Below are 18,458 nucleotides of genomic sequence, written 5' to 3' on the forward strand. Positions count from 1 at the left end.
TTCACCAATGACAAGCGCTGCGCAGTGGCTTGATCGCCTCTGCCAGCGAGGAAATGTTGAAGGTCAGCCGCACTGCCGCCCCTTGTTTTGAGCTGATGGCCAAGGTTTCTCCATCCAGCAGTCGTTTGATTTCATCAATACCGGCCAGCCCGCGACTGGCTTCCAGCAGGAAACCCTCTTCGCGAACAAACCATTCGGTATCGAATTTAGTGCGGTCGGTAACAAAGGTGAGCGCGCCTTCGCCTTCCTTTTGCGGCGCAACCAGTGCCACCTGCATGCGGGTGATGTTATCGATACAGCTAAACATCAGAACCGGACGCGGAGGCGGCATTCCTATCGCCGGCGTGGTGATAATCACGGTCGGATTGTTGCCAGCGGACTGGCGGGTCAGAAAAGCCAGGGAATGTGCCTCCCGCCCTTTTTCCTGCACCATGGCACGACGCCAACCCGGCCCCATCATTCGGTCATCGGTTACGCCAACCGGACTGCTGGCCTGATCGTAACAAGCCAGTCGAACCAAGGGAGACGGCTCATTGCGACACTGAGTCAGCGCCGATAACTGAGGTGATTGTTGGGTAACGGTAGGTACATCTTCTGCAGCCATCAGACTGTGGCTGCAAGCCAATATCAATGTGGCTGTTAATATCAACTTTTTCATAACTGAAACCGATACTTAGCCAACTTATAGGCGAGCGTGCGTGGTGCCATATTCAGGCTGGCGGCGATGCGTTTTTTATCCGTGCCGTACATGCGCTGACGCTGACGCAAAATGGTGCATTCAAACTCTTCCACCGCTTCGGTCAGATCGTCTATTTTGCTGTAATCGTTAGATAAACCTGCCGGAGACAGGTTGTTATCCGATGTGCTGAGGGAGACCAGCAACTCATCCAGCTGCTTTTGTCGTTGCTGCTGCGCTTTGAATACTTCGCGAATCTGTCGCAGTTGCGCTCGCTGCTGTTCCAGTTCCTGCAATTTATTCAAACGATGCTGGAAAATATGGCAGTAAATGCTAAACATGCCGTTGGCGAGGGTGTAGTGCTCAATGTTTTCGGCAAATACCGCCACCACGCCGCAGGCCTGACCGTTGCAGTTGAACAACGGCAGCGCGTACAAACCACAGGCGCTGGGCAGTTCTTGCACAAAACCGCGAAAATCGGCGTTTTCGATACGCACACCGCGCTGTAAGGAATCCCACACTGCGGGGACGCCGTTACGTAAAACCTGTACCAGCGGATGGTTGATTTCATCAATTTGAACGTCGAGTTTCAGCGTCGCGCGCTCGTCCTGCCGAGGTAGGCTGTAACAATCGAGACGACTTTCATTGACGTTCAGCATGGTAACCAGCAAAGCATCGAAACGTTGCCGACGATGATTAACCTGCAAAAAGTGGTGTATCAGTTGCTCAATGGTGTCGTTATCCAATAGCGCCAATACGCTTTTTAGCCGCTGTTTCATACCTTGTCCTCTACCTCTGCAACAAAGCTGTGTCCGTCTACTGCGATACGAATAAAGCCAATGTCACTTCCCGCCGCCATTTTTTGCAGTAATAACAAAGAGACCGGCGGTAGCAGGACGCCATCAATAATGGACTCCAACATGCGCGCACCGTTTTCGGCGCGAGTGGTCCGCAGCAAGATTTCTTCCGTAACCGCATCGTCAATCACGACTTCGGCGTTAAATCGTTGACGCAACAAGTTATCCAACCGCTGCAATTTACTGGCAATAATCGCCAGCAGGGTTTCACGTCCCAGCGGCAAATACGGAATCACTTCCATACGCGCCAGCAGCGCCGGTTTAAAGAAAGCAGCCAGTTCGGGATACAGCAGATCGTTGATGGAATCCGCATCAGCGACGTTATCGACGATGGTTTGATAGCCGAGATTGGAAGTCAGGAAGAACACCACGTTTTTGCAATCAATAATCCGCCCTTCGCCGTCGGCCAGCTCACCTTTATCGAAAGCCTGATAGAACAGATTGAGAACGTCTGGATGCGCTTTTTCCACTTCATCCAGCAACACAACCGAATAAGGTTTCTGACGAATGGCTTCGGTCAATACGCCGCCTTCGCCATAGCCCACGTAGCCTGGAGGAGAACCAATCAGGCGGGATACGGTGTGTTTTTCCTGAAACTCAGACATATTGATGGTGGTCAGATAACGCTGGCCACCGAACAATAAGTCTGAAATTTGCAGTACGGTTTCGGTTTTACCTACCCCACTTGGCCCAACCAACAGGAAAGCGCCCAGAGGACGGCCGGGGCGGCGTAAATCGGCGCGAGCGGTCAACAAATGACGATGCAAATAAGCAATGGCGGTATCCTGCCCTTTGATCTGCTTTTCCAGATAAAGTGGCAGCTCAGTCACAACCGCCAGCTCACTTTGGGACAAACGATTCAGCGGCACGCCGGTCCATTCGGCAATCACCGCCGCAACCTGGGATTTGCTGACATGAGGAGAAACCAGCGACTGCACCTGTTGCAATGAATCCAGTTCATGACCCAAACGCACTAATTCCGCTCGTTCATCGGCGGTAATATCGTCTTGTTCCAGTAGAATGCTGCGCAGTGCAACAATTTGCTCAACCAACTGTTGCTGCTGCTGCCAGCTTGCCATCAGCGCCAATCGACGGGCGTCAATCTCTTCCCGCTGAGTCAGTAACGTTGCCAGGCGTTCACTATCGTCACTCAGCCCAATATGCAGCTCGCGCTCCAGCATCTGGATTTCCATAGCTAGCTGGTGCAATTCAGTCTGTAAAGCCGAAACCTCTCGCGGCGCACTGGTCAAATTGATCGCTACGCGGGCACAGGCTGTATCCAGCACATCAATGGCCTTATCCGGTAACTGGCGGCCAGATAAATAACGATCGCTGAGCGTAGAAGCCGCCTGTAGCGCTTCGTCGTCAATCAGTACGCCGTGGGCTTTTTCATAAATGGTGCGTAAACCGCGCAGAATCACGGTGGCCTCGGCGGCGCTCGGTTCGGAAACTTTAACCAGCTGAAAACGGCGAGACAGCGCGGCATCTTTCTCAAAATACTTTTTGTATTCGCTCCAGGTCGTAGCGGCGATGGTTTTCAATTCACCGCGCGCTAGCGCCGGTTTCAGCAGGTTGGAAATATCCAGACCACCTTGCTGATTACCTGCGCCAATCAAGGTATGGGCTTCATCAATAAACAGAATAATGGGCGTTTCAGACTGCCTAACTTCCGCCATAATGCCTTTGAAGCGTTTCTCAAACTCCCCTTTCACCGCCGCGCCCGCTTGCAGCGCGCCCAGATCCAGCGTCATCAATTCCGCACTCAACAATTTTTGCGGCACTTGCTCGGCCACAATTCGCAGCGCCAGTCCTTCGATCAACGCGCTTTTCCCTACGCCGGCTTCCCCTACCACAATCGGGTTGTTTTTGCGGCGACGGCACAGAATATCGATCATCAGATCGATTTCTTCATCGCGACACAGCACCGGATCAAGCTTGCCGCTGCGCGCCTGTTCGGTCATGTTGCTGGCGTAACGGGCTAACAAACTTTCACCGTTAGGTTGAACGGCAGAGGTTTGGCCTGCCGCAAGAGAAACAACCTGAGTTTCTGCGGAATCCGTCGTCCACTGACTAAAGTTTTGCCTTAATAACTCGCGGTTTACCGGAGCCAATAATTGAGCGGCACGTGCGGAAAGATAGCGCGCCGGGCTCATCAGCAAAGTCATCAGCATGACCCCGCTGCGCATTTCGCCGTGATCCATTTCCGTGGAGGACAGCAGCCAGCTATCCTGCAACCACTCGATCAATAGCGGTGAAAAGCTTGGGTAAGACTGAGTCACTACCTGATGACTGGGAACGCGGGTGTCCAACTGTTCCCTCAAGCTATCTTGGTCGATTTCAGCTTTATTGATAATTAAACGCACATCACTCAACGGCGTATTCAGCAATTGCAGCAACACCTGAGAAACCGTAATTTCGATTTCCTGCTCGCTGACACAGTGGGCGGCGGCCGTTTCCAGCGCATGTTTCGCGATGGGATTGAGGCGATTAACTAATGTGGGTAAATCTATGCGGATCATTTGGCCTTCCTTAGCTCAATAAGTTGTTTAGCTGCTGCAAGATATCTTGGGTTTGATCGTGTAAACGAATCAGATAAAACCCGTAGACCAGCGCTAACAGCCCTAATCCGCCCCACAGTAAATGTTTGATAGTTAAGCGCTTGCTTAACCGATAACGGCCGGAAGACTCTCCGGCGTTGAGGTGTAATACCGTCGGCGGCGCATCGCCGCGCATTTCATGCAATTGGTGATGTAACCGTCTGAATAAACGTTCAAATTCATCCCCCTGCGGCGCACTGACCTTATAGCGCCCTCGGTAGCCAAGACAGAAACACAGATAGATGAATTCCAACAAATCCTTGTAACGCTGCGGTTCGCCCATCAGGCGTTCCAGCAACACATAGATTTTTTCTCCCCCCCAGGTTTCGTTGTGAAACTGCACCAACAGCGATTGCTGTAACCAACCGTTTTGACTATTCCAGCCGTGTCCCAAAGCGGTTTCATCGATGAAGGTACACAGCATGTAGCGGAAAGAGACAATGGCACCCGGCTCATAGCCTTTGGTCTGTAAAAACTGTTCGATGGCGCGAATATCCGTCACCACCTGCTGATAAAGCTGCTCCGGCAACGCCTGATTAGCCATATTTTTCAGGCGCATCACCATACCCAGCAGTGGCGTAGCGGCATCTACCATCGGGTTCAAACTTTCGCCGCGCAGCTCCAATTGGTACTGGCGAGTCGTCGGCGCGGCTTCCGGCTCATCAAATAATGACGCAATATTCGGTGCGATTTCGCTCATGGTTAGCTGCTCCTGATCGCCCAGAACTGCATATCCAGCTCTGGGAAGTCGCCGGATACGTGGAACGCAATGGCATTACTTTGCTGAATGTCTTTCCAGGCCTGACTTTGCTGATCCAGCATGAAATAGGTGTATCCAGAATGGTAAGGCAACTGACGCGGCGCAGCAGATAACGCCACCAGCGGCACGCCCGGAAGCTGGACGCTGACCAGATCGCGGATTTTTTCCAGGGAAGTGATTTTAGTTTGCTGAATAAACTGGCGACGCAGTTGTTCCTGTGGAATCTGTGCCCGAATAGCCAACACGAAATCGGCGCTACGCAGCAGATCGCGGTCGTTAATCGTTGCCACCCGAATGCCGTGAGCCTGCACCATCAGTTGAATTGATATGGCGCGCGGCGTCAGAACGGTACTGAGCGCCTGACGCATCGCCAACATCAGCGGAACAAAACTGTCCGTCAGATTATCGTGGTTATACACCGGGAAAATACCGGCCAGACGCGACTCATCGGTAAAGGTTCTCAGCTCGCCGCAGGTTTGCACCAATTGGCAGTAGAACTCTTGCGGATGTAACGTGGAGAGATAGGCACTGTGGGTGAACAATGGCTGCACGCGGTTAAACAATTGCAGCATCATAAATTCGGCCACGTCCGCAATCCCTTGCTGGCCGGGGGAACCGATACGCTTAGCCAATAGTTTGGCGCGTTCTACCAGCGTTCCCTCAACTTCATCCATAAAGCGTTTGAGTTCAGGAGAAACCGAAATCGAAGTGCAGGTTGGAATAAACTCCGCGTCTAAAACAATGGCTCCGTCTGGACGCCTTTCCTTGATGCGACACAGCGGCAAAACGGTAAAAGCGCTGAGATCTTCGGAACCTTGCATCAAACGTGGCGCTAACTGCGCTAATGCCAGGTCGCTCACATCGCCGCCCTGAGTATGCAAGTCTCGCACGCTATCGCTGCGCTCTTGATATCGAACAGCGCCTACTCCGCTGCTTTGCGCGTTGGCCACTTCGTTTATTGCGTCGTTTTGCATCGGCAACGCCAGATAAATATCACGACTGGCGGCGTCATTCAGATTGTTCACATCCAAAGGTTTTGGGGTGTGATCCTGATTCGGAATATCAAATACCGAGCCGTCCGGCAGCGTACCGCTGGCTGAAGTAATGCCCACGCGCCCCAGTTTTAATAATTCGTGATTCAATACTAACGACCGAAATCCGTAGCCATAGTCCATTAATGAAGATAAAAGACTGTGCAACACATAGTCGTTATGGCGCTGTTGCTGCTGGAAATGCTGCGGCTTGATAAATAGCCCTTCTCGCCAAATCACGCGATTCTTGGTTGGCATCGCTATTCTTCCTCTTTCCTGAGATCAATTTCGTTCGCCCGAACATGCACTAACACCTGGTAGTTGTGCCCAACGCCGTCGATACGAATAATTTTTTTCCATTCGGCTTTTTCCGCGTCGGTGTAATGACCGACAACGCCGAGATAACGGTTCTCTGCTTTCAACTTAATCGGCGGCAAAGGTTTGTACTGACCGGGCAACAGGGTGTAGTCCTGATGGTCGATGTAGTTTTTGCCCAACACTTTTTCTAATTCTTCGCTGGTTAGCTGATCGTCATCGGCGGCCAATAATTTGGAATCTTCGCTCAGATAAATCACCTGAATCTCCAGCGGCGCAGCTTCGCCACTGTCATTGGGGTTAATATCCGCTTCGGCCAGCAGAGTGATTTGCACCGTTGAAGGCTGATCGTCCTTCACACCCACGGGAATACTGGGATCCCACATCACCTGACCAACTTTTTTCGTCGCTTCCCAAGTGCTACTGCATCCCGGCAATAACAGAACCAGCAACAACACGGCCAGTGAATGACTCGCGATGCGTGTCATTGCGCGCTCTCCTGCAATCCCTGACGTAAGGCGCGGTCATAAGATTGCGCATAAACTTCCCAAAACAGTTTCTCAAAGCCTTGCTGACGGCTGGAGGCCAATTCCTGGTAATAGCTGTTGTACATCTCCCACGCCCAGGCGGCGTCCATTTCCTGCCGTTCATTGCTGCGACGATAATGCGCAAAACGCGCCAACAAATGCTGCGGTGAAAACGCGTCCAGCATGGTTGCCAACGCCGCTCCAATTGCCGCCTGATTAGCCTGATGGTGTAAACGGACATTATTCAGGCTCTCCGCCACCGCCGCCGGTGCGGCCAGATGCACCGGGCTTTTCTGATCGGCAAACAGCACATTCATCGTGGTGTCGTAATCCAGATTCAGCCGTAGCGGGTTATCCTCAATCGGACGCAAATGTTTATCCGATAATCCGTGCTGCACCTGCTGTAACGCCAATAAGCCGTCGATGGCCGCTTTCATTGTTTTGCCGATTTCCTCCAGAAAATCATGGGCTTCCTGGCTATTATTAATCGGCAATTGCGCATCAATGCCACGCATCAGCGGAGTCATAGCGACGTGCTGTTGCTCACGCATTTCCAACGTTTCTGATTGATCAATGGCGGTAAGGCGGTTGATATGAGGCAGGTCGATAAATTCCTGATCCATGGCACTGTCCTTGGCGGTATCTGATAGCGGTGAAGAAAACAGAGGGCTGCTGTAGCGATCCTGCTGTAGGGATTGACTGGCATCGGGGTCGGTCGCGGGCGACTGAGTTAACGTCGTCAGGCTCTCACTTTGTAAAATACGCAGCGGATCCTGACTAAAGTCGTTGGAAACGGTCGCGGCCAGATTACCCTGATAAGGCGCTTCTGCACCGCGCGGCGGTTCGCCTCCTTCCATCATCGCCTCCAGCGGATTGCTATAGCTGGAAACCAATGATTCAGGAGATAACGTCAGCGGATCTTGCCGATCGGCCAGCGTATGACCGATGTGACAGCTCATGGCTAACATGCCAACGTTAATTTTGTCCCCCGCCTGTAGGCGGATAAAACCAGCATCGCGGGTTAAGCTGGCCTGATTAACCATGACCGGTTGCCCCAAAACGCGCAGGCAGAACGCGCCATCCTGCCATTCCACGGCAAACTGAGCGCCATCAACCGAGGACATTTGATCCTGAATCGACCACAAATTGCTGCTGCCACTGCCGACTCGGCCCCCCTGAATATCGAACAGGCAGCTGGCCGCTTTACCACTTTCCAATTTGTCGCTGTTTAGCACCCGCAGTGTGAGGGTTGGCTGTTGTTTTTCCATTTTCTCTATTCCTGAATGCGGGTTGTCATTCCATGACGCAGATGGTTACGTCGGGTTTCTCTTCCGGATCGCCTAAAAAACTGGTCCAACCGAGTAAATTATTTTGGTCTGCCCCAAGTACCATGCCACTGACCTGCTTGCTGGCGAGCCCGAGACGCAAATCCCACGCGAACTGATCGCGCATCACGAACGAAACAAACATCACTAATGGCTGATAGTTTTCGCCGTTAGGTAAAAAGGAAAGGAAGCGCTCGCGAGATAAATTGTTGATGCAAAGCATGAACTTGCCGCTGCGATCCGCGACGCGAGAACCGATAGTGAAATTGCTGCCCAGCACTGATTTTTCCAGATACTTTTTGCCGCGAATCTTCTCCCGTCCGCCCAAGCGATTTTGCTGAGACGGGTCGATATTGACCTGACGCAATTGCCAGCTGTGCAGTTCTACATCGGGTAAATCGAAACAGTGGGAAACCAGCCCGCAGATAACCTCCGGCGAACGCCCCGGACTGGCCAGCAAACCGGCGTAAGCCAGCATTTTGCTGTGATTAATTTGAAGTTTGTTGCGAATAACCTCACTACCCAGCCCCACCAGCGCAAACATGCGTTGAGAGAAATCATCCACACCGCCGTCTTCGAAACAGATGTGATAGCGGTATTTCCGCCACACCTGATGTAATAAAGTGATCAGGCGATGATTGAATACATTAAGGAAATCCGTCAGGCGGTTTTCATTCTGTGCATCTTCCCAGGCCAGTGAATCCAGGTAATAACCGGGCATCGGCGACTGACTGCCGTGCAAACCGAGAAAGGACACTTCCAACTGATATTGACCACGCTCCGACTTTTCCAGCGCCACCACATCCCGCGTTGGGAAAGCCAGGCTGGCGCTGGATCTGAAGCGAATACTCTCGCCCGCCGGGTAGGCTACCGCCTCCCCCTGCGAGGATAGTTTTTTACCCGAGAGCTGATTAAGCAGTTCTACCAGCTGAAAAAAGTTATAGCGGGAGACGTCTAGAGACTCGTCTCCGGGCACTACATCAACGCATGTTGACCTATCTGAACCGGCCATTCATAACATTCCTGATTATCGGTATTGACCACTTTCAAAATGTGAAAGGCATTGACGCTGGCATAGAGTGAGAAAAAGTGAGCCAGAATGGTGCTGAACAAATACAGCTCGCCTTCGGAGTTAAAGGCGCTTTGCGCCAGATACAGCGTGGATTGCAGCCCGCGTACCGGCACACCAGCAAACAGACGGTCCACCGGTTTGGTATCGATTCGCTGAATAGCATCCAGTTTTTTCTGCGAAACCCGTGCTGCTTGGCGGTTGTTCATACTGGGTAAATCGTAGGTGCGCAGAATCTGCTTCAGCGCATCTTTCTCCAGCAGAGACATATAGTTAAGAGACATATTTGACAGCAAAGACCAATGCAGGCTGCCGTCCAGTACCGGATAAAGCGGCACAGAAGGCCGGGTAATATTGCGGAATGAAGCAAATGACGGGTTATCTTTGGTCGGCTGATTGATATCCCCCACCCGCAGTAGCATCGGCAACTCACGGTTGGTACAGGTCATGCTGACGGAGACATTTTCTTCGGCGTGTAAAAGCTGAGATTCGTCTCCGCGAACAAAGGCGATGTAATGTTCGAAGCCTTTGCGGAATAAGGATTTTTTCACTCGTAGGTGGTAATAAAGAGCATGGCGTTCACCCACATGCTCGATTTGGTGATCGAAGCTTTCAAACGGCGTGTAGTTTCGCGCTCTTCCGCGGGAACGCCCTTTGCCGTCGCCCTTCTCACTTAGCCAGCTATCCACTTTATCGATGGAGAAAATATCGTAGCGATCGGGATGGTGATAACTGGCACGCAGCGGGTATTCGGCCTGAGTGCCATCCAGCGCAATGGCTTCACTATCATGCTGGAACAGGTTCACCGCCGGCGTACAGTGCATACGGAAGGTCGTTGGCCGCACCTTGACATCAGGCGGCAACGCCTGAGAAAAATGCAGATTAAGCGTAAATTCGCTGGCTTTCAGATGCCCCGGCAAATCCGGAATACCGCAAACATCAAAGAACAGAAAACCTTCCTGAAAACAGAAGTATTCCTGCAAAATTCGGTAGCCCATATAGGCATTTTTTGGGTACGGCAGCAGCGCATCCTGACGATCAAAACCCACCGGAACAAAGTCAAAATCCGGCATCGGGATAGTAATATCGTTAACCACCAGCTCCGCGCGCTCAAAATAGTGGCTGATCCACAGGTAGATTTGCGTACTGGTATAAGCTTCTTCGCCTAAATAGAAACGCAGCTTATTCAACTGTAAGTGTTGGAAATTTAGCTCGTTTTTAGCCTGGAAATTAATGCCAATAATGCCTTGCTCGTTACTATTGTTCACCGTGATATCGCGAATCGCCATCGGGAACAACCAGATGTCGCGACACAAAGTAAACACGCATTGCGCCCCAGATTTCGGGGAAGTGCTGACAAAATCCTCATCGGCAATCGGATTGCTGAGAATCTGCGTGCCACGTTTGACCAACGCCGCCTCGGTCACCACATTCTCATCAGGGGTGTATTCGATAATGGTCATGCTAGGCGTGGGCCGTAAATAGTTCGGCCACAGCATATTCAGCAAACCGTGGGTCAACTCAGGGAACTGATCGTCGATCTTAGCCCGTAAGTTCCCGGTCAGGAAGGCAAAACCCTCTAATAACCGTTCGACATCAGGGTCCGAACCCTGCTCAGATAAAAAGGTCGCCAGATGCGGTCTTTCAACGGCGGCATCTCGTCCCAGCTGTCTGAGATAGTCCAGTTCATCTCTGAAATATTTTTCGAACGACATTATAAATCCTGATCAAAACGGTAGTGCCGGTTGTTATCCAACTGAATATTGAACTCCACCAGATCGCCGATGTTGTCAAAGCTCACCTGCGCGCTGATACGGAAATTCAACAGCAGCGGATCGCCATCATTGGTTTCTGCATGCACGGATACGGATGAGATACGGGGTTCGTAACTCTCAATACAGTTTTTGATGGCGTGCTCAATGCTGCGCCGAAAATCCGTTGCCGTTGAGGTAGCATCATTGAGATCAATAACGCCTAGCTCTACCGAACTCTGGCAACCACCGGGGCGGGCATTGAGGACTTTGTTCAAATGTCCTTTTATTGAGACCAGCAAATCGTCTGCCCGCGCACGACGGGAAAGGCCGGAGCCTTCCCCCTGTATACGCTCAAACAAGCTGGAGGAGCTTCCTCGCTCCCAACTTAACAGCGCTGCCATGTCGGATTATTCCTTATCCAGACGGCCTACCAATGACAGCTCAAAACTTGCCCCCATATACTTGAAGTGAGGGCGCACTGACATCGCAACCTGATACCAGCCTGGATCCCCTTCAACATCCAAGACCTGGATTTGAGCGGAACGCAGCGGGCGACGGCTACGAACATCAGTCGGTGGGTTTTCCTGATCGGCGATGTACTGTTTCAACCAGATATTCAGTTCACGCTCCAGATCCTGACGCTCTTTCCATGACCCTATCTGCTCGCGCTGAAGCACTTTAATGTAGTGCGCCAAGCGGTTGATAATGAACATGTATGGCAATTGGGTCCCCAACTTGTAGTTGGTTTCTGCCATTTTTCCTTCGCGGGTATTTGGATAGTTCTTTGGTTTCTGCACTGAGTTAGCAGAGAAGAACGCGGCGTTATCGCTGCCTTTACGCATGGTTAGCGTAATAAAACCTTCTTCTGCCAGTTCAAATTCCCGGCGATCGGTAATCAGAATTTCGGTAGGAATTTTTGCCTGAATCTGACCCATTGCTTCGTACAGATGCACTGGCAAATCTTTCACTGCGCCGCCGCTTTGTGGGCCGATAATATTCGGACACCAGCGATATTTGGCAAAGCTATCTGTCAGGCAAGATGCCAGCAAATAAGCGGTGTTGCCCCACAGGAAATGCTCGTGATTTTTACTGACATCTTCGTGGTAGTTGAAGTTTTTAATCGGGTTTTCAACGGTTGAATACGGCAGACGCAGCAGGAAACGCGGTGTTGTCAGGCCAAGATAGCGAGAGTCTTCGGACTCACGCAGCGCACGCCATTTGGTGTGAGCCGGGCCTTCAAATACGGATTTCAGATCTTTAATGCCCGGCAGCTCGGTAAAACTACTTACACCGAAGAAATCGGGAGCCACAGACGACAGGAATGGCGCATGAGCCATAGCGCCCACGGCACTGACGTACTGCAACAGCTTCATATCAGGGGAAGAATTGCTGAACGCATAGTTACCGATTACCGCAGCGGTAGGTTCCCCACCGAACTGACCATAACCTGAAGAGTAAACATGCTTATAGAAACCGGATTGAACAATCTCTGGTGAAAATTCAAAATCTTCCAGCAACTCATCTTTGGTCGCATGCATAATATTGATTTTGATGTTTTCACGGAAATCAGTGCGATCCACCAACAGTTTCAGCGCGCGCCACGAGGCTTCCAGCTCACGGAATGCTTCTGCGTGAAGAATTTCATCCATTTGAGCGCTGAGTTTCTTATCCAGCTCAACGATCATTTTATCCACTAACAGCTTATTGATTGGCTCTTCATTAACGCCGGTATCAAGAATACTGGAGATAAATGCCGCCACGCCCTGTTTCGCAATATCATAACCGTCGTTTTCCGGTGCCATGCGTGCTTGAGACATAATCTCATCAAGCAAGGAAGTGGTACTCGCTGCCGGTGCAAGCGTGGCTGCGTTCTCTTCATGTACAGACATACTTAAAATTCCTTGTATCCAGACCAATTACTTTTGGTTAAGTATTTCCAGCTCTTTCAGAAGCTGTTCACGGACGCTTTGATTAGAAAGCAAGTCTTGCAGACGTGAACGGAATGCAGGGATGTTTCCAAGCGGGCCTTTTAACGCCACTAATGCTTCACGTAGTTCTAATAACTTATTCAGTTCAGGAACTTTCTTGGCCACATTATCCGGCGAGAAATCGCTAAGTGAATTAATAGGCAATGTCACCGGCATATCTTCTTCGCCGTTACCATCTAAACGATTCGGAACGTTAAAAGTAAGATTAATCCCAGCTTCATTCATTACGGAATTGAAGTTATTTTTGTTAATAGAAACAACCTGCCGTTCTTCAATTGGCGTATCTTCTCTAACCCCTTTCAGATCGCCGACTACCATCAGATTTAACGGTAATTCAACTTCCGCAACCTGGTCACCGGTATTCGGGACATATTTAATGTTGATCCTTTCCTTAGGAGCGACACTACTCGAATTATCCTTACTCATATCCACATTACCTTTCGGTTATAAATCCAAGAATTATCCTAAGAATTTAAGAAATAACTTATTTTTCTCAAGATGAGTCAATGCGACGCACAGGAATACTTAACCAAAATTTTCTTGGATATTCCTTAATCTCAGCGCTGATCGGGTCAGGCAGGTTATTTCCACATGATGCAAAAATTAATTAAATGATTGGGAAAAAATGCATCTCCAAGGGATTTTCCCTTATTTCACCGCAAAAAGTCCATAGAAAAAATAACTAGGTAACTATCCATCATTATTTATTTGAAGTTCGTCTCAATACACACATGATCAAATATTTTTTTAAATTTAATTTACAAAAAACATCAATAACAATGAGTTATAAATTATTTATTTTTTTGAATAAATAAGTTCGCACAAAATTAGATCTAAAAAAATAGACCATAAAGATGATTATTCTGATTTTGCAATTATTTTAATTTTTTAAACTAATGGTGTTTTTACTAATTAACTATCCTCATTGTGAGGTTTGGAGATTTGCTTTTGGCTGATTATAGTGGCGTCGACGATAAGGTCTTGCTCTGTGTATACAATGCAATAACCGGCACCTGGAATATTCAATTACAGGTTATTAGCGTCATTTAGGGTTCAATACCAACTCACTTTTATAGGATATTCTCAATGCCAACTCCATGCTATATCTCCATTACCGGTAAGACACAAGGCAACATTACAGCAGGTTCATTCACTGCTGAATCTGTTGGTAATATATTTGTACAGGGTCATGAAGATGAAATGCTGGTACAGGAATTTGAACACGTTGTTACCGTGCCTACAGATCCACAATCTGGACAGCCGTCCGGTCAACGTGCTCATAAACCATTCCGTTTTACAGTTGCATTAAACAAGGCTGTTCCTTTGCTTTATAACGCACTGGCTTCAGGTGAAATGTTGCCTAAAGTAGAATTAAAATGGTACCGCACTTCTGTGGAAGGTAAACAAGAGCACTTCTTCACAACTGAATTAGAAGATGCCACTATTATTGATATCGATTGCAAAATGCCACATTGCCAAGACAGCACTAAAACCGAGTTTACTCAATTAGTGCGCGTATCTCTGTCATATCGTAAAATCAACTGGGAACACACTACCGCTGGCACTTCAGGTGCTGACGACTGGCGTGCGCCAATCGAAGCTTAATATATATTTAAGTTTCAATGCAGGACGGAAGTTGCTTTCGTCCTGCAACGTAGCCGATCTCCCCAACGCCTCAGCTTTAACCGTCTTTTCCTCCCTAGAATTCATGCTTTAAACCTCTTCTAATAAAAATCTTATCCAATACAATGGAATTATGCATGTGTACCCGTAGACGATCGTTTATACCGGACAATTTCAAGGCGTAAAAAAACCCACAACAAAGTGTGGGTTAAGATCCTCGAGCAACATTTAGCGGAAAGGTGAATCGAGCGGTACTTCCGCATCAGGCTCATGGGTTATCCGGTTTCTTAAATCACGGCGGATCATTTCAATAGCCCAGAACCAGAAAATATGCCCAACTAATTCTGAGAGATATTCATCAAAAGGTAGACCTGATAGCGGTGGAGTTAATCCCAATAGAGGGAAACTAATCCAGTGCACGGCAACCGTTGCAATAATACCCGCCATTACCCCCTGCCATAATTTAACTTTAGGAAAGACTTCGGCGACCAAACAATAACCGATCGCAAAAACCAGAGAGAAAATGATATGAGTTACATGCACCGGATTAATGATGTGCTCAGAGAAATGATAGACAGCCTGAGTTGGGTCAATACCGAGATAATCTCTCAGAAATAAATAAGGGGGGTTAAATTCGTCTCGTCCGCCGGAGAATGTACGAGGTGGCAACGGGACCTCTGCGCCCCACTTTACAAAAGCTGACATTATGCCAGCAATAATACCAACAAAGAAAGCGACACCATATCGACGTCTTGAAGGCGTGCTCATAACAAAAAAGTCTTTAATTTTCATATAACACCCTGCGTTAAATTGATAACACAAAGATGATATTTTTGGTGTTCCAAGTATTTGATCTCGATCGCGTTTTTATTTATTTGTAAAGAAACCTAAATATTTTCTAATTATAAGATATACCATTATTAAAACTCATTCGCATTACCATAGTGAGCAATCCCCACACTTCATCCCATTATTTAAGCGCTAAATATGCCCCCCAACACCGCAACTGAAATTGATGTGTTGGGGCGAGGCTGGAGCCTGTTCTGGGAGAGTGAACTGCGGCAGGTGGAAGACGGTGTTCTGTGGCGTAACACCTATGGCGACTTCATTCCCTTCCCGGATATGCCCGCAGGCCACCAGACGCTCTGCCCTGACCAGCAGTGCTGGCTCACGCATCATGAGGAGTTAGTACATTTCTAGGATTATCTGATGAGAACACTGAACGAATCAGGGTTCAAAGTGATTGGGGGTAACAACAATCAGACGCTACCCCATGAGCCATGCTTCAGGCATTGCTGGTAAAAAAGGTTCTGTAGCATTAACAGAGCAGAGTCAGCAAAAGTTGCGCTGCCGATATTTTAGGCTGCCAACAAATAAAATTATTCCGCCGGTGATAAATGCGCACCCGCGGGATGCTGAAGTTGCTCTTTACGTATCATCTGTACCAACTCGATGCCTCTGCGCCCGCCGAAATGATTTAAATCCCAGCATCGGCCGTGTTCGGCGTTTGATATTCCGGTGATCCTACTCCATTAGGTTATTCAGATACTTGCTCTGCCTGATAGTCATCCTTTCTTCTTCTGGTTTGTTGGCGTTGAGTGTGGTCAGGGGTACCTGTAACATCCAGTTCCTGTTGACAGCACTGGAACTGGGCGCTGGTATATTGTGCCCTTTGAACGCTATAGAGCACCACAGACCCTGTGGGTCGTCGTTTATTGACCGCCAGCCTTAAGGCCCGAACAGTCAAGTCGCTGTCCGGCTTGTCTGAGAAGGGCCAACTCACTATTTTTCTTGAACATAGGTCCATCACGATAGCCCAATATAACCAACCCTGAGCGGTACGCAGATAGGTGATATCACCTGACCACCAAGTATTCAATGTTTCTGGATTACACTGCCGGTTCAACAGATTAGCGGCCACGACAGCGGATTTTCCGCCGCGTGAATAGCGATGACGCCCGGGGCATTTAGCAATCAGTAATAAGGTTTTCATTATCTGCCGAACGCGGTATCTGCCCACGTTAAAACCCTGCTCCCGTAACTCGATGCACATGCGCCGGCTGCCATATGTGGCATCCATTTCAGTGTGAACATGCTTAGCCGCCGCGTGCAACATCAGAACATCGGGCTTGATCACTGGCCGACGACTACGGGCATAAAACACGCTGCGCGTGAGCGATAAGCAGCGGCATACCTGTTGGATGTTTGCGCCGGCCTTCTTCAGTTTCACCGCGACTTTTTGTCGTTGTTCATTTCCATGGCGAAGAAGGCCGAAGCCTTTTTTAACAGGTCATTGTCGCTCTGCAACTGCCGTACCTGCTTTTCAAGTTCTTGTATTCGCCGTTGTTCCGGTGTTATAGCACTGGCTATCGGTGTGTTTCCGCGGATCTCTCCGCGATACTGCCTTAGCCAGCGTTGTAAGGTTGTAAGGTTGTAAGGTTGAAAGGTTGAAAGGTTGAAAGGCCAATATTCATTGTTTCGGCAGGCTGATTCACCGGGTACTTATGTTGAAGAACCAGATTGACGCACTCTTGTTTAAACTCATGAGTAAATGATTTTTTTCGCATTCTCACCTCGTTAGTGTTGCTCATTATATCTCTAACAAAGTGTCCGGAATGATTAGACCATTACGATGAGCCCACTCAAAGGCCCCCAGATACCACTTGATTTGGGTATAACTGAGTTGACCTCGGTAGAGTTCGGGACAGAAAAATCCAGTAATTTCAGGGAGTATAAAGGAGAAGAAGCGAATTCAGTAGAGGTGTGTTGACTTGAAAATGGTACGCCCTACAGGGCTCGAACCTGTGACCTACGGCTTAGAAGGCCGTTGCTCTATCCAACTGAGCTAAGGGCGCGTTGTTGATTTTCCACAGAATACTTGCTGCGGATGGTCAGTTGCGGAGTTGGATTATACGGGCAGACACCCGCGAGTCAATGGGTTTTCGCCTTACAACCACTCACCTGTACATTTATTCGTTATTCTACGCCTGACAGCACGCCTCGCTTCTGACAAAATAGAGGGATTCCCGCTTTTTTAATTGATGGACTCCTCCACTGATGTCAGCAAAAATTATTGACGGTAAAACGATTGCGCAGCAAGTTAGAACTGAAGTTGCTGCACTGGTTCAACAGCGTTTGGCGGCAGGTAAACGCGCCCCAGGCCTTGCGGTAGTGTTGGTTGGTGAAAACCCGGCCTCACAGATTTATGTCGGCAGTAAGCGCAAAGCCTGTGAAGAAGTGGGATTCCTTTCTCGTTCATACGATATGCCCGCCAGCACTTCAGAAGCCGAACTGCTGGCTTTGATTGATAAGCTGAACCAAGATCCAGAGATTGACGGCATTTTGGTTCAATTGCCGTTGCCTGCCGGTATCGACAACGTAAAAGTACTGGAACGCATAAATCCTGATAAGGACGTGGACGGATTCCATCCTTACAACGTAGGCCGCCTGTGCCAGCGTGCGCCAAAACTCCGCCCTTGTACGCCACGCGGCATCGTTACTCTGCTTGAGCGTAGCGGCATCAACACCTACGGCCTGAATGCCGTTGTAGTTGGCGCATCCAACATCGTCGGTCGTCCTATGAGCCTGGAGCTACTGCTGGCGGGCTGTACCACTACCGTCACTCACCGCTTTACTCAGGATCTGCGTTCACACGTCGAACGTGCCGATTTGCTGGTGGTTGCGGTCGGTAAACCGGGCTTTATTCCGGGTGACTGGATTAAACCGGGCGCAATCGTCATTGATGTCGGTATCAACCGTCTGGAAAGTGGTAAAGTAGTGGGTGACGTAGAGTTTGATGTTGCCGTTGAACGCGCTGGCTGGATCACTCCGGTTCCCGGCGGTGTCGGGCCAATGACCGTAGCAACTCTGATTCAAAATACCTTGCAAGCCTGCGAGGAATATCACGACATCAACACAAATTGATTTAAAGGATAG

At 49.3% G+C, this 18,458-nt stretch carries 16 protein-coding genes, 1 tRNA gene and 2 pseudogenes; 3 read left to right on the top strand and 16 right to left on the bottom strand.

Annotated elements, in window-relative coordinates; genetic code table 11:
* Nucleotide 1: 1 nt before the first annotated feature.
* The 12 genes from vasI to tssB are packed head-to-tail and all read right to left on the bottom strand — an operon-like array spanning nucleotide 2 to nucleotide 13,325.
* Nucleotides 2–658, bottom strand: coding sequence for a type VI secretion system-associated protein VasI (gene vasI / locus ACQ4OC_RS09890; protein ID WP_064512393.1), 657 nt, complete (start codon nucleotides 656–658; stop codon nucleotides 2–4).
* On the bottom strand, nucleotides 655–1,455 hold the full coding sequence (locus ACQ4OC_RS09895) for a hypothetical protein (RefSeq protein ID WP_064512391.1): 801 nt from the start codon (nucleotides 1,453–1,455) through the stop codon (nucleotides 655–657). The genes vasI and ACQ4OC_RS09895 overlap by 4 nt, the downstream gene beginning before the upstream one ends.
* On the bottom strand, nucleotides 1,452–4,052 hold the full coding sequence (gene tssH, locus ACQ4OC_RS09900; protein ID WP_064512388.1) for a type VI secretion system ATPase TssH: 2,601 nt from the start codon (nucleotides 4,050–4,052) through the stop codon (nucleotides 1,452–1,454). The genes ACQ4OC_RS09895 and tssH overlap by 4 nt, the downstream gene beginning before the upstream one ends.
* A gap of 10 nt (nucleotides 4,053–4,062) precedes the next feature.
* Nucleotides 4,063–4,830 carry a type IVB secretion system protein IcmH/DotU gene (gene icmH / locus ACQ4OC_RS09905; protein WP_084414261.1) on the bottom strand — a complete coding sequence of 256 codons (768 nt, stop codon included), beginning with the start codon at nucleotides 4,828–4,830 and terminating at the stop codon, nucleotides 4,063–4,065.
* Nucleotides 4,831–4,832: 2 nt separating this feature from the next.
* On the bottom strand, nucleotides 4,833–6,179 hold the full coding sequence (gene tssK / locus ACQ4OC_RS09910; RefSeq protein ID WP_064512386.1) for a type VI secretion system baseplate subunit TssK: 1,347 nt from the start codon (nucleotides 6,177–6,179) through the stop codon (nucleotides 4,833–4,835).
* A 2-nt stretch (nucleotides 6,180–6,181) separates the two neighbouring features.
* Nucleotides 6,182–6,724, bottom strand: a complete 543-nt coding sequence (tssJ, locus tag ACQ4OC_RS09915; RefSeq protein WP_064512384.1) for a type VI secretion system lipoprotein TssJ — start codon at nucleotides 6,722–6,724, stop codon at nucleotides 6,182–6,184.
* On the bottom strand, nucleotides 6,721–8,031 hold the full coding sequence (tagH, locus tag ACQ4OC_RS09920; RefSeq protein ID WP_064512382.1) for a type VI secretion system-associated FHA domain protein TagH: 1,311 nt from the start codon (nucleotides 8,029–8,031) through the stop codon (nucleotides 6,721–6,723). The genes tssJ and tagH overlap by 4 nt, the downstream gene beginning before the upstream one ends.
* Nucleotides 8,032–8,056: 25 nt before the next feature.
* A complete protein-coding gene (tssG, locus tag ACQ4OC_RS09925; RefSeq protein ID WP_049602054.1) occupies nucleotides 8,057–9,100 on the bottom strand; it encodes a type VI secretion system baseplate subunit TssG in 1,044 nt (347 codons plus the stop codon).
* Nucleotides 9,064–10,872 carry a type VI secretion system baseplate subunit TssF gene (gene tssF / locus ACQ4OC_RS09930; protein ID WP_064512380.1) on the bottom strand — a complete coding sequence of 603 codons (1,809 nt, stop codon included), beginning with the start codon at nucleotides 10,870–10,872 and terminating at the stop codon, nucleotides 9,064–9,066. The genes tssG and tssF overlap by 37 nt, the downstream gene beginning before the upstream one ends.
* A complete protein-coding gene (gene tssE / locus ACQ4OC_RS09935) occupies nucleotides 10,872–11,312 on the bottom strand; it encodes a type VI secretion system baseplate subunit TssE (protein ID WP_064512378.1) in 441 nt (146 codons plus the stop codon). Before tssE ends, tssF begins: the two co-directional genes overlap by 1 nt.
* Before the next feature lie 6 nt (nucleotides 11,313–11,318).
* The gene (gene tssC, locus ACQ4OC_RS09940) at nucleotides 11,319–12,800 is read right to left on the bottom strand and encodes a type VI secretion system contractile sheath large subunit (RefSeq protein ID WP_049602045.1); all 1,482 of its coding nucleotides are present in this window, start codon (nucleotides 12,798–12,800) and stop codon (nucleotides 11,319–11,321) included.
* 27 nt (nucleotides 12,801–12,827) lie between these two features.
* Nucleotides 12,828–13,325, bottom strand: a complete 498-nt coding sequence (gene tssB / locus ACQ4OC_RS09945) for a type VI secretion system contractile sheath small subunit (RefSeq protein ID WP_064512376.1) — start codon at nucleotides 13,323–13,325, stop codon at nucleotides 12,828–12,830.
* A 660-nt stretch (nucleotides 13,326–13,985) separates the two neighbouring features.
* On the opposite strand from tssB, the gene ACQ4OC_RS09950 reads away from it, so the two are divergent.
* Nucleotides 13,986–14,504 (top strand): Hcp family type VI secretion system effector, encoded by a 519-nt coding sequence (locus tag ACQ4OC_RS09950; RefSeq protein ID WP_049602039.1) that lies wholly within the window; start codon nucleotides 13,986–13,988, stop codon nucleotides 14,502–14,504.
* Between the two features lie 246 nt (nucleotides 14,505–14,750).
* Here ACQ4OC_RS09950 and ACQ4OC_RS09955 read toward each other — a convergent pair whose 3' ends face one another.
* Nucleotides 14,751–15,314: a YagU family protein gene (locus tag ACQ4OC_RS09955; RefSeq protein WP_430971138.1), complete on the bottom strand. Its 564-nt coding sequence runs from the start codon at nucleotides 15,312–15,314 to the stop codon at nucleotides 14,751–14,753.
* Between the two features lie 195 nt (nucleotides 15,315–15,509).
* Between ACQ4OC_RS09955 and ACQ4OC_RS09960 the strand changes: the two genes are divergently transcribed.
* Entirely contained in the window at nucleotides 15,510–15,722 is a 213-nt protein-coding gene (locus ACQ4OC_RS09960) for a hypothetical protein (RefSeq protein WP_430971139.1), read from the top strand.
* A 179-nt stretch (nucleotides 15,723–15,901) separates the two neighbouring features.
* Here the strand turns inward: ACQ4OC_RS09960 and ACQ4OC_RS09965 are convergent.
* The 3 genes and pseudogenes from ACQ4OC_RS09965 to ACQ4OC_RS09975 all read right to left on the bottom strand — a co-directional run.
* Nucleotides 15,902–16,130, bottom strand: a pseudogene (locus tag ACQ4OC_RS09965) (DDE-type integrase/transposase/recombinase); the annotation flags it as partial.
* Nucleotides 16,060–16,791: pseudogene (locus ACQ4OC_RS09970) on the bottom strand (IS3 family transposase); the annotation flags it as partial. The pseudogenes ACQ4OC_RS09965 and ACQ4OC_RS09970, both read right to left, overlap by 71 nt.
* A gap of 509 nt (nucleotides 16,792–17,300) precedes the next feature.
* A tRNA-Arg gene (locus ACQ4OC_RS09975) sits at nucleotides 17,301–17,377 on the bottom strand.
* A gap of 202 nt (nucleotides 17,378–17,579) precedes the next feature.
* Here ACQ4OC_RS09975 and folD point away from each other — a divergent pair.
* Nucleotides 17,580–18,446 carry a bifunctional methylenetetrahydrofolate dehydrogenase/methenyltetrahydrofolate cyclohydrolase FolD gene (gene folD / locus ACQ4OC_RS09980; RefSeq protein ID WP_064512370.1) on the top strand — a complete coding sequence of 289 codons (867 nt, stop codon included), beginning with the start codon at nucleotides 17,580–17,582 and terminating at the stop codon, nucleotides 18,444–18,446.
* Nucleotides 18,447–18,458 lie beyond the last annotated feature (12 nt).

The sequence above is a fragment of the Yersinia sp. J1 genome, from assembly GCF_050586585.1.
In the GTDB taxonomy this organism is placed as follows: domain Bacteria; phylum Pseudomonadota; class Gammaproteobacteria; order Enterobacterales; family Enterobacteriaceae; genus Yersinia; species Yersinia entomophaga.

Coding starts and splice junctions, on each gene's coding strand:
- ACQ4OC_RS09960 (WP_430971139.1), top strand. CDS start 15,510: ATGCCCCCCAACACCGCAACTGAAATTGATGTGTTGGGGCGAGGCTGG.
- tssB (WP_064512376.1), bottom strand. CDS start 13,325: ATGAGTAAGGATAATTCGAGTAGTGTCGCTCCTAAGGAAAGGATCAAC.
- tssF (WP_064512380.1), bottom strand. CDS start 10,872: ATGTCGTTCGAAAAATATTTCAGAGATGAACTGGACTATCTCAGACAG.
- folD (WP_064512370.1), top strand. CDS start 17,580: ATGTCAGCAAAAATTATTGACGGTAAAACGATTGCGCAGCAAGTTAGA.
- icmH (WP_084414261.1), bottom strand. CDS start 4,830: ATGAGCGAAATCGCACCGAATATTGCGTCATTATTTGATGAGCCGGAA.
- tssJ (WP_064512384.1), bottom strand. CDS start 6,724: ATGACACGCATCGCGAGTCATTCACTGGCCGTGTTGTTGCTGGTTCTG.
- tssE (WP_064512378.1), bottom strand. CDS start 11,312: ATGGCAGCGCTGTTAAGTTGGGAGCGAGGAAGCTCCTCCAGCTTGTTT.
- ACQ4OC_RS09895 (WP_064512391.1), bottom strand. CDS start 1,455: ATGAAACAGCGGCTAAAAAGCGTATTGGCGCTATTGGATAACGACACC.
- tssG (WP_049602054.1), bottom strand. CDS start 9,100: ATGGCCGGTTCAGATAGGTCAACATGCGTTGATGTAGTGCCCGGAGAC.
- tssC (WP_049602045.1), bottom strand. CDS start 12,800: ATGTCTGTACATGAAGAGAACGCAGCCACGCTTGCACCGGCAGCGAGT.
- vasI (WP_064512393.1), bottom strand. CDS start 658: ATGAAAAAGTTGATATTAACAGCCACATTGATATTGGCTTGCAGCCAC.
- tssH (WP_064512388.1), bottom strand. CDS start 4,052: ATGATCCGCATAGATTTACCCACATTAGTTAATCGCCTCAATCCCATC.
- tssK (WP_064512386.1), bottom strand. CDS start 6,179: ATGCCAACCAAGAATCGCGTGATTTGGCGAGAAGGGCTATTTATCAAG.
- ACQ4OC_RS09950 (WP_049602039.1), top strand. CDS start 13,986: ATGCCAACTCCATGCTATATCTCCATTACCGGTAAGACACAAGGCAAC.
- ACQ4OC_RS09955 (WP_430971138.1), bottom strand. CDS start 15,314: ATGAAAATTAAAGACTTTTTTGTTATGAGCACGCCTTCAAGACGTCGA.
- tagH (WP_064512382.1), bottom strand. CDS start 8,031: ATGGAAAAACAACAGCCAACCCTCACACTGCGGGTGCTAAACAGCGAC.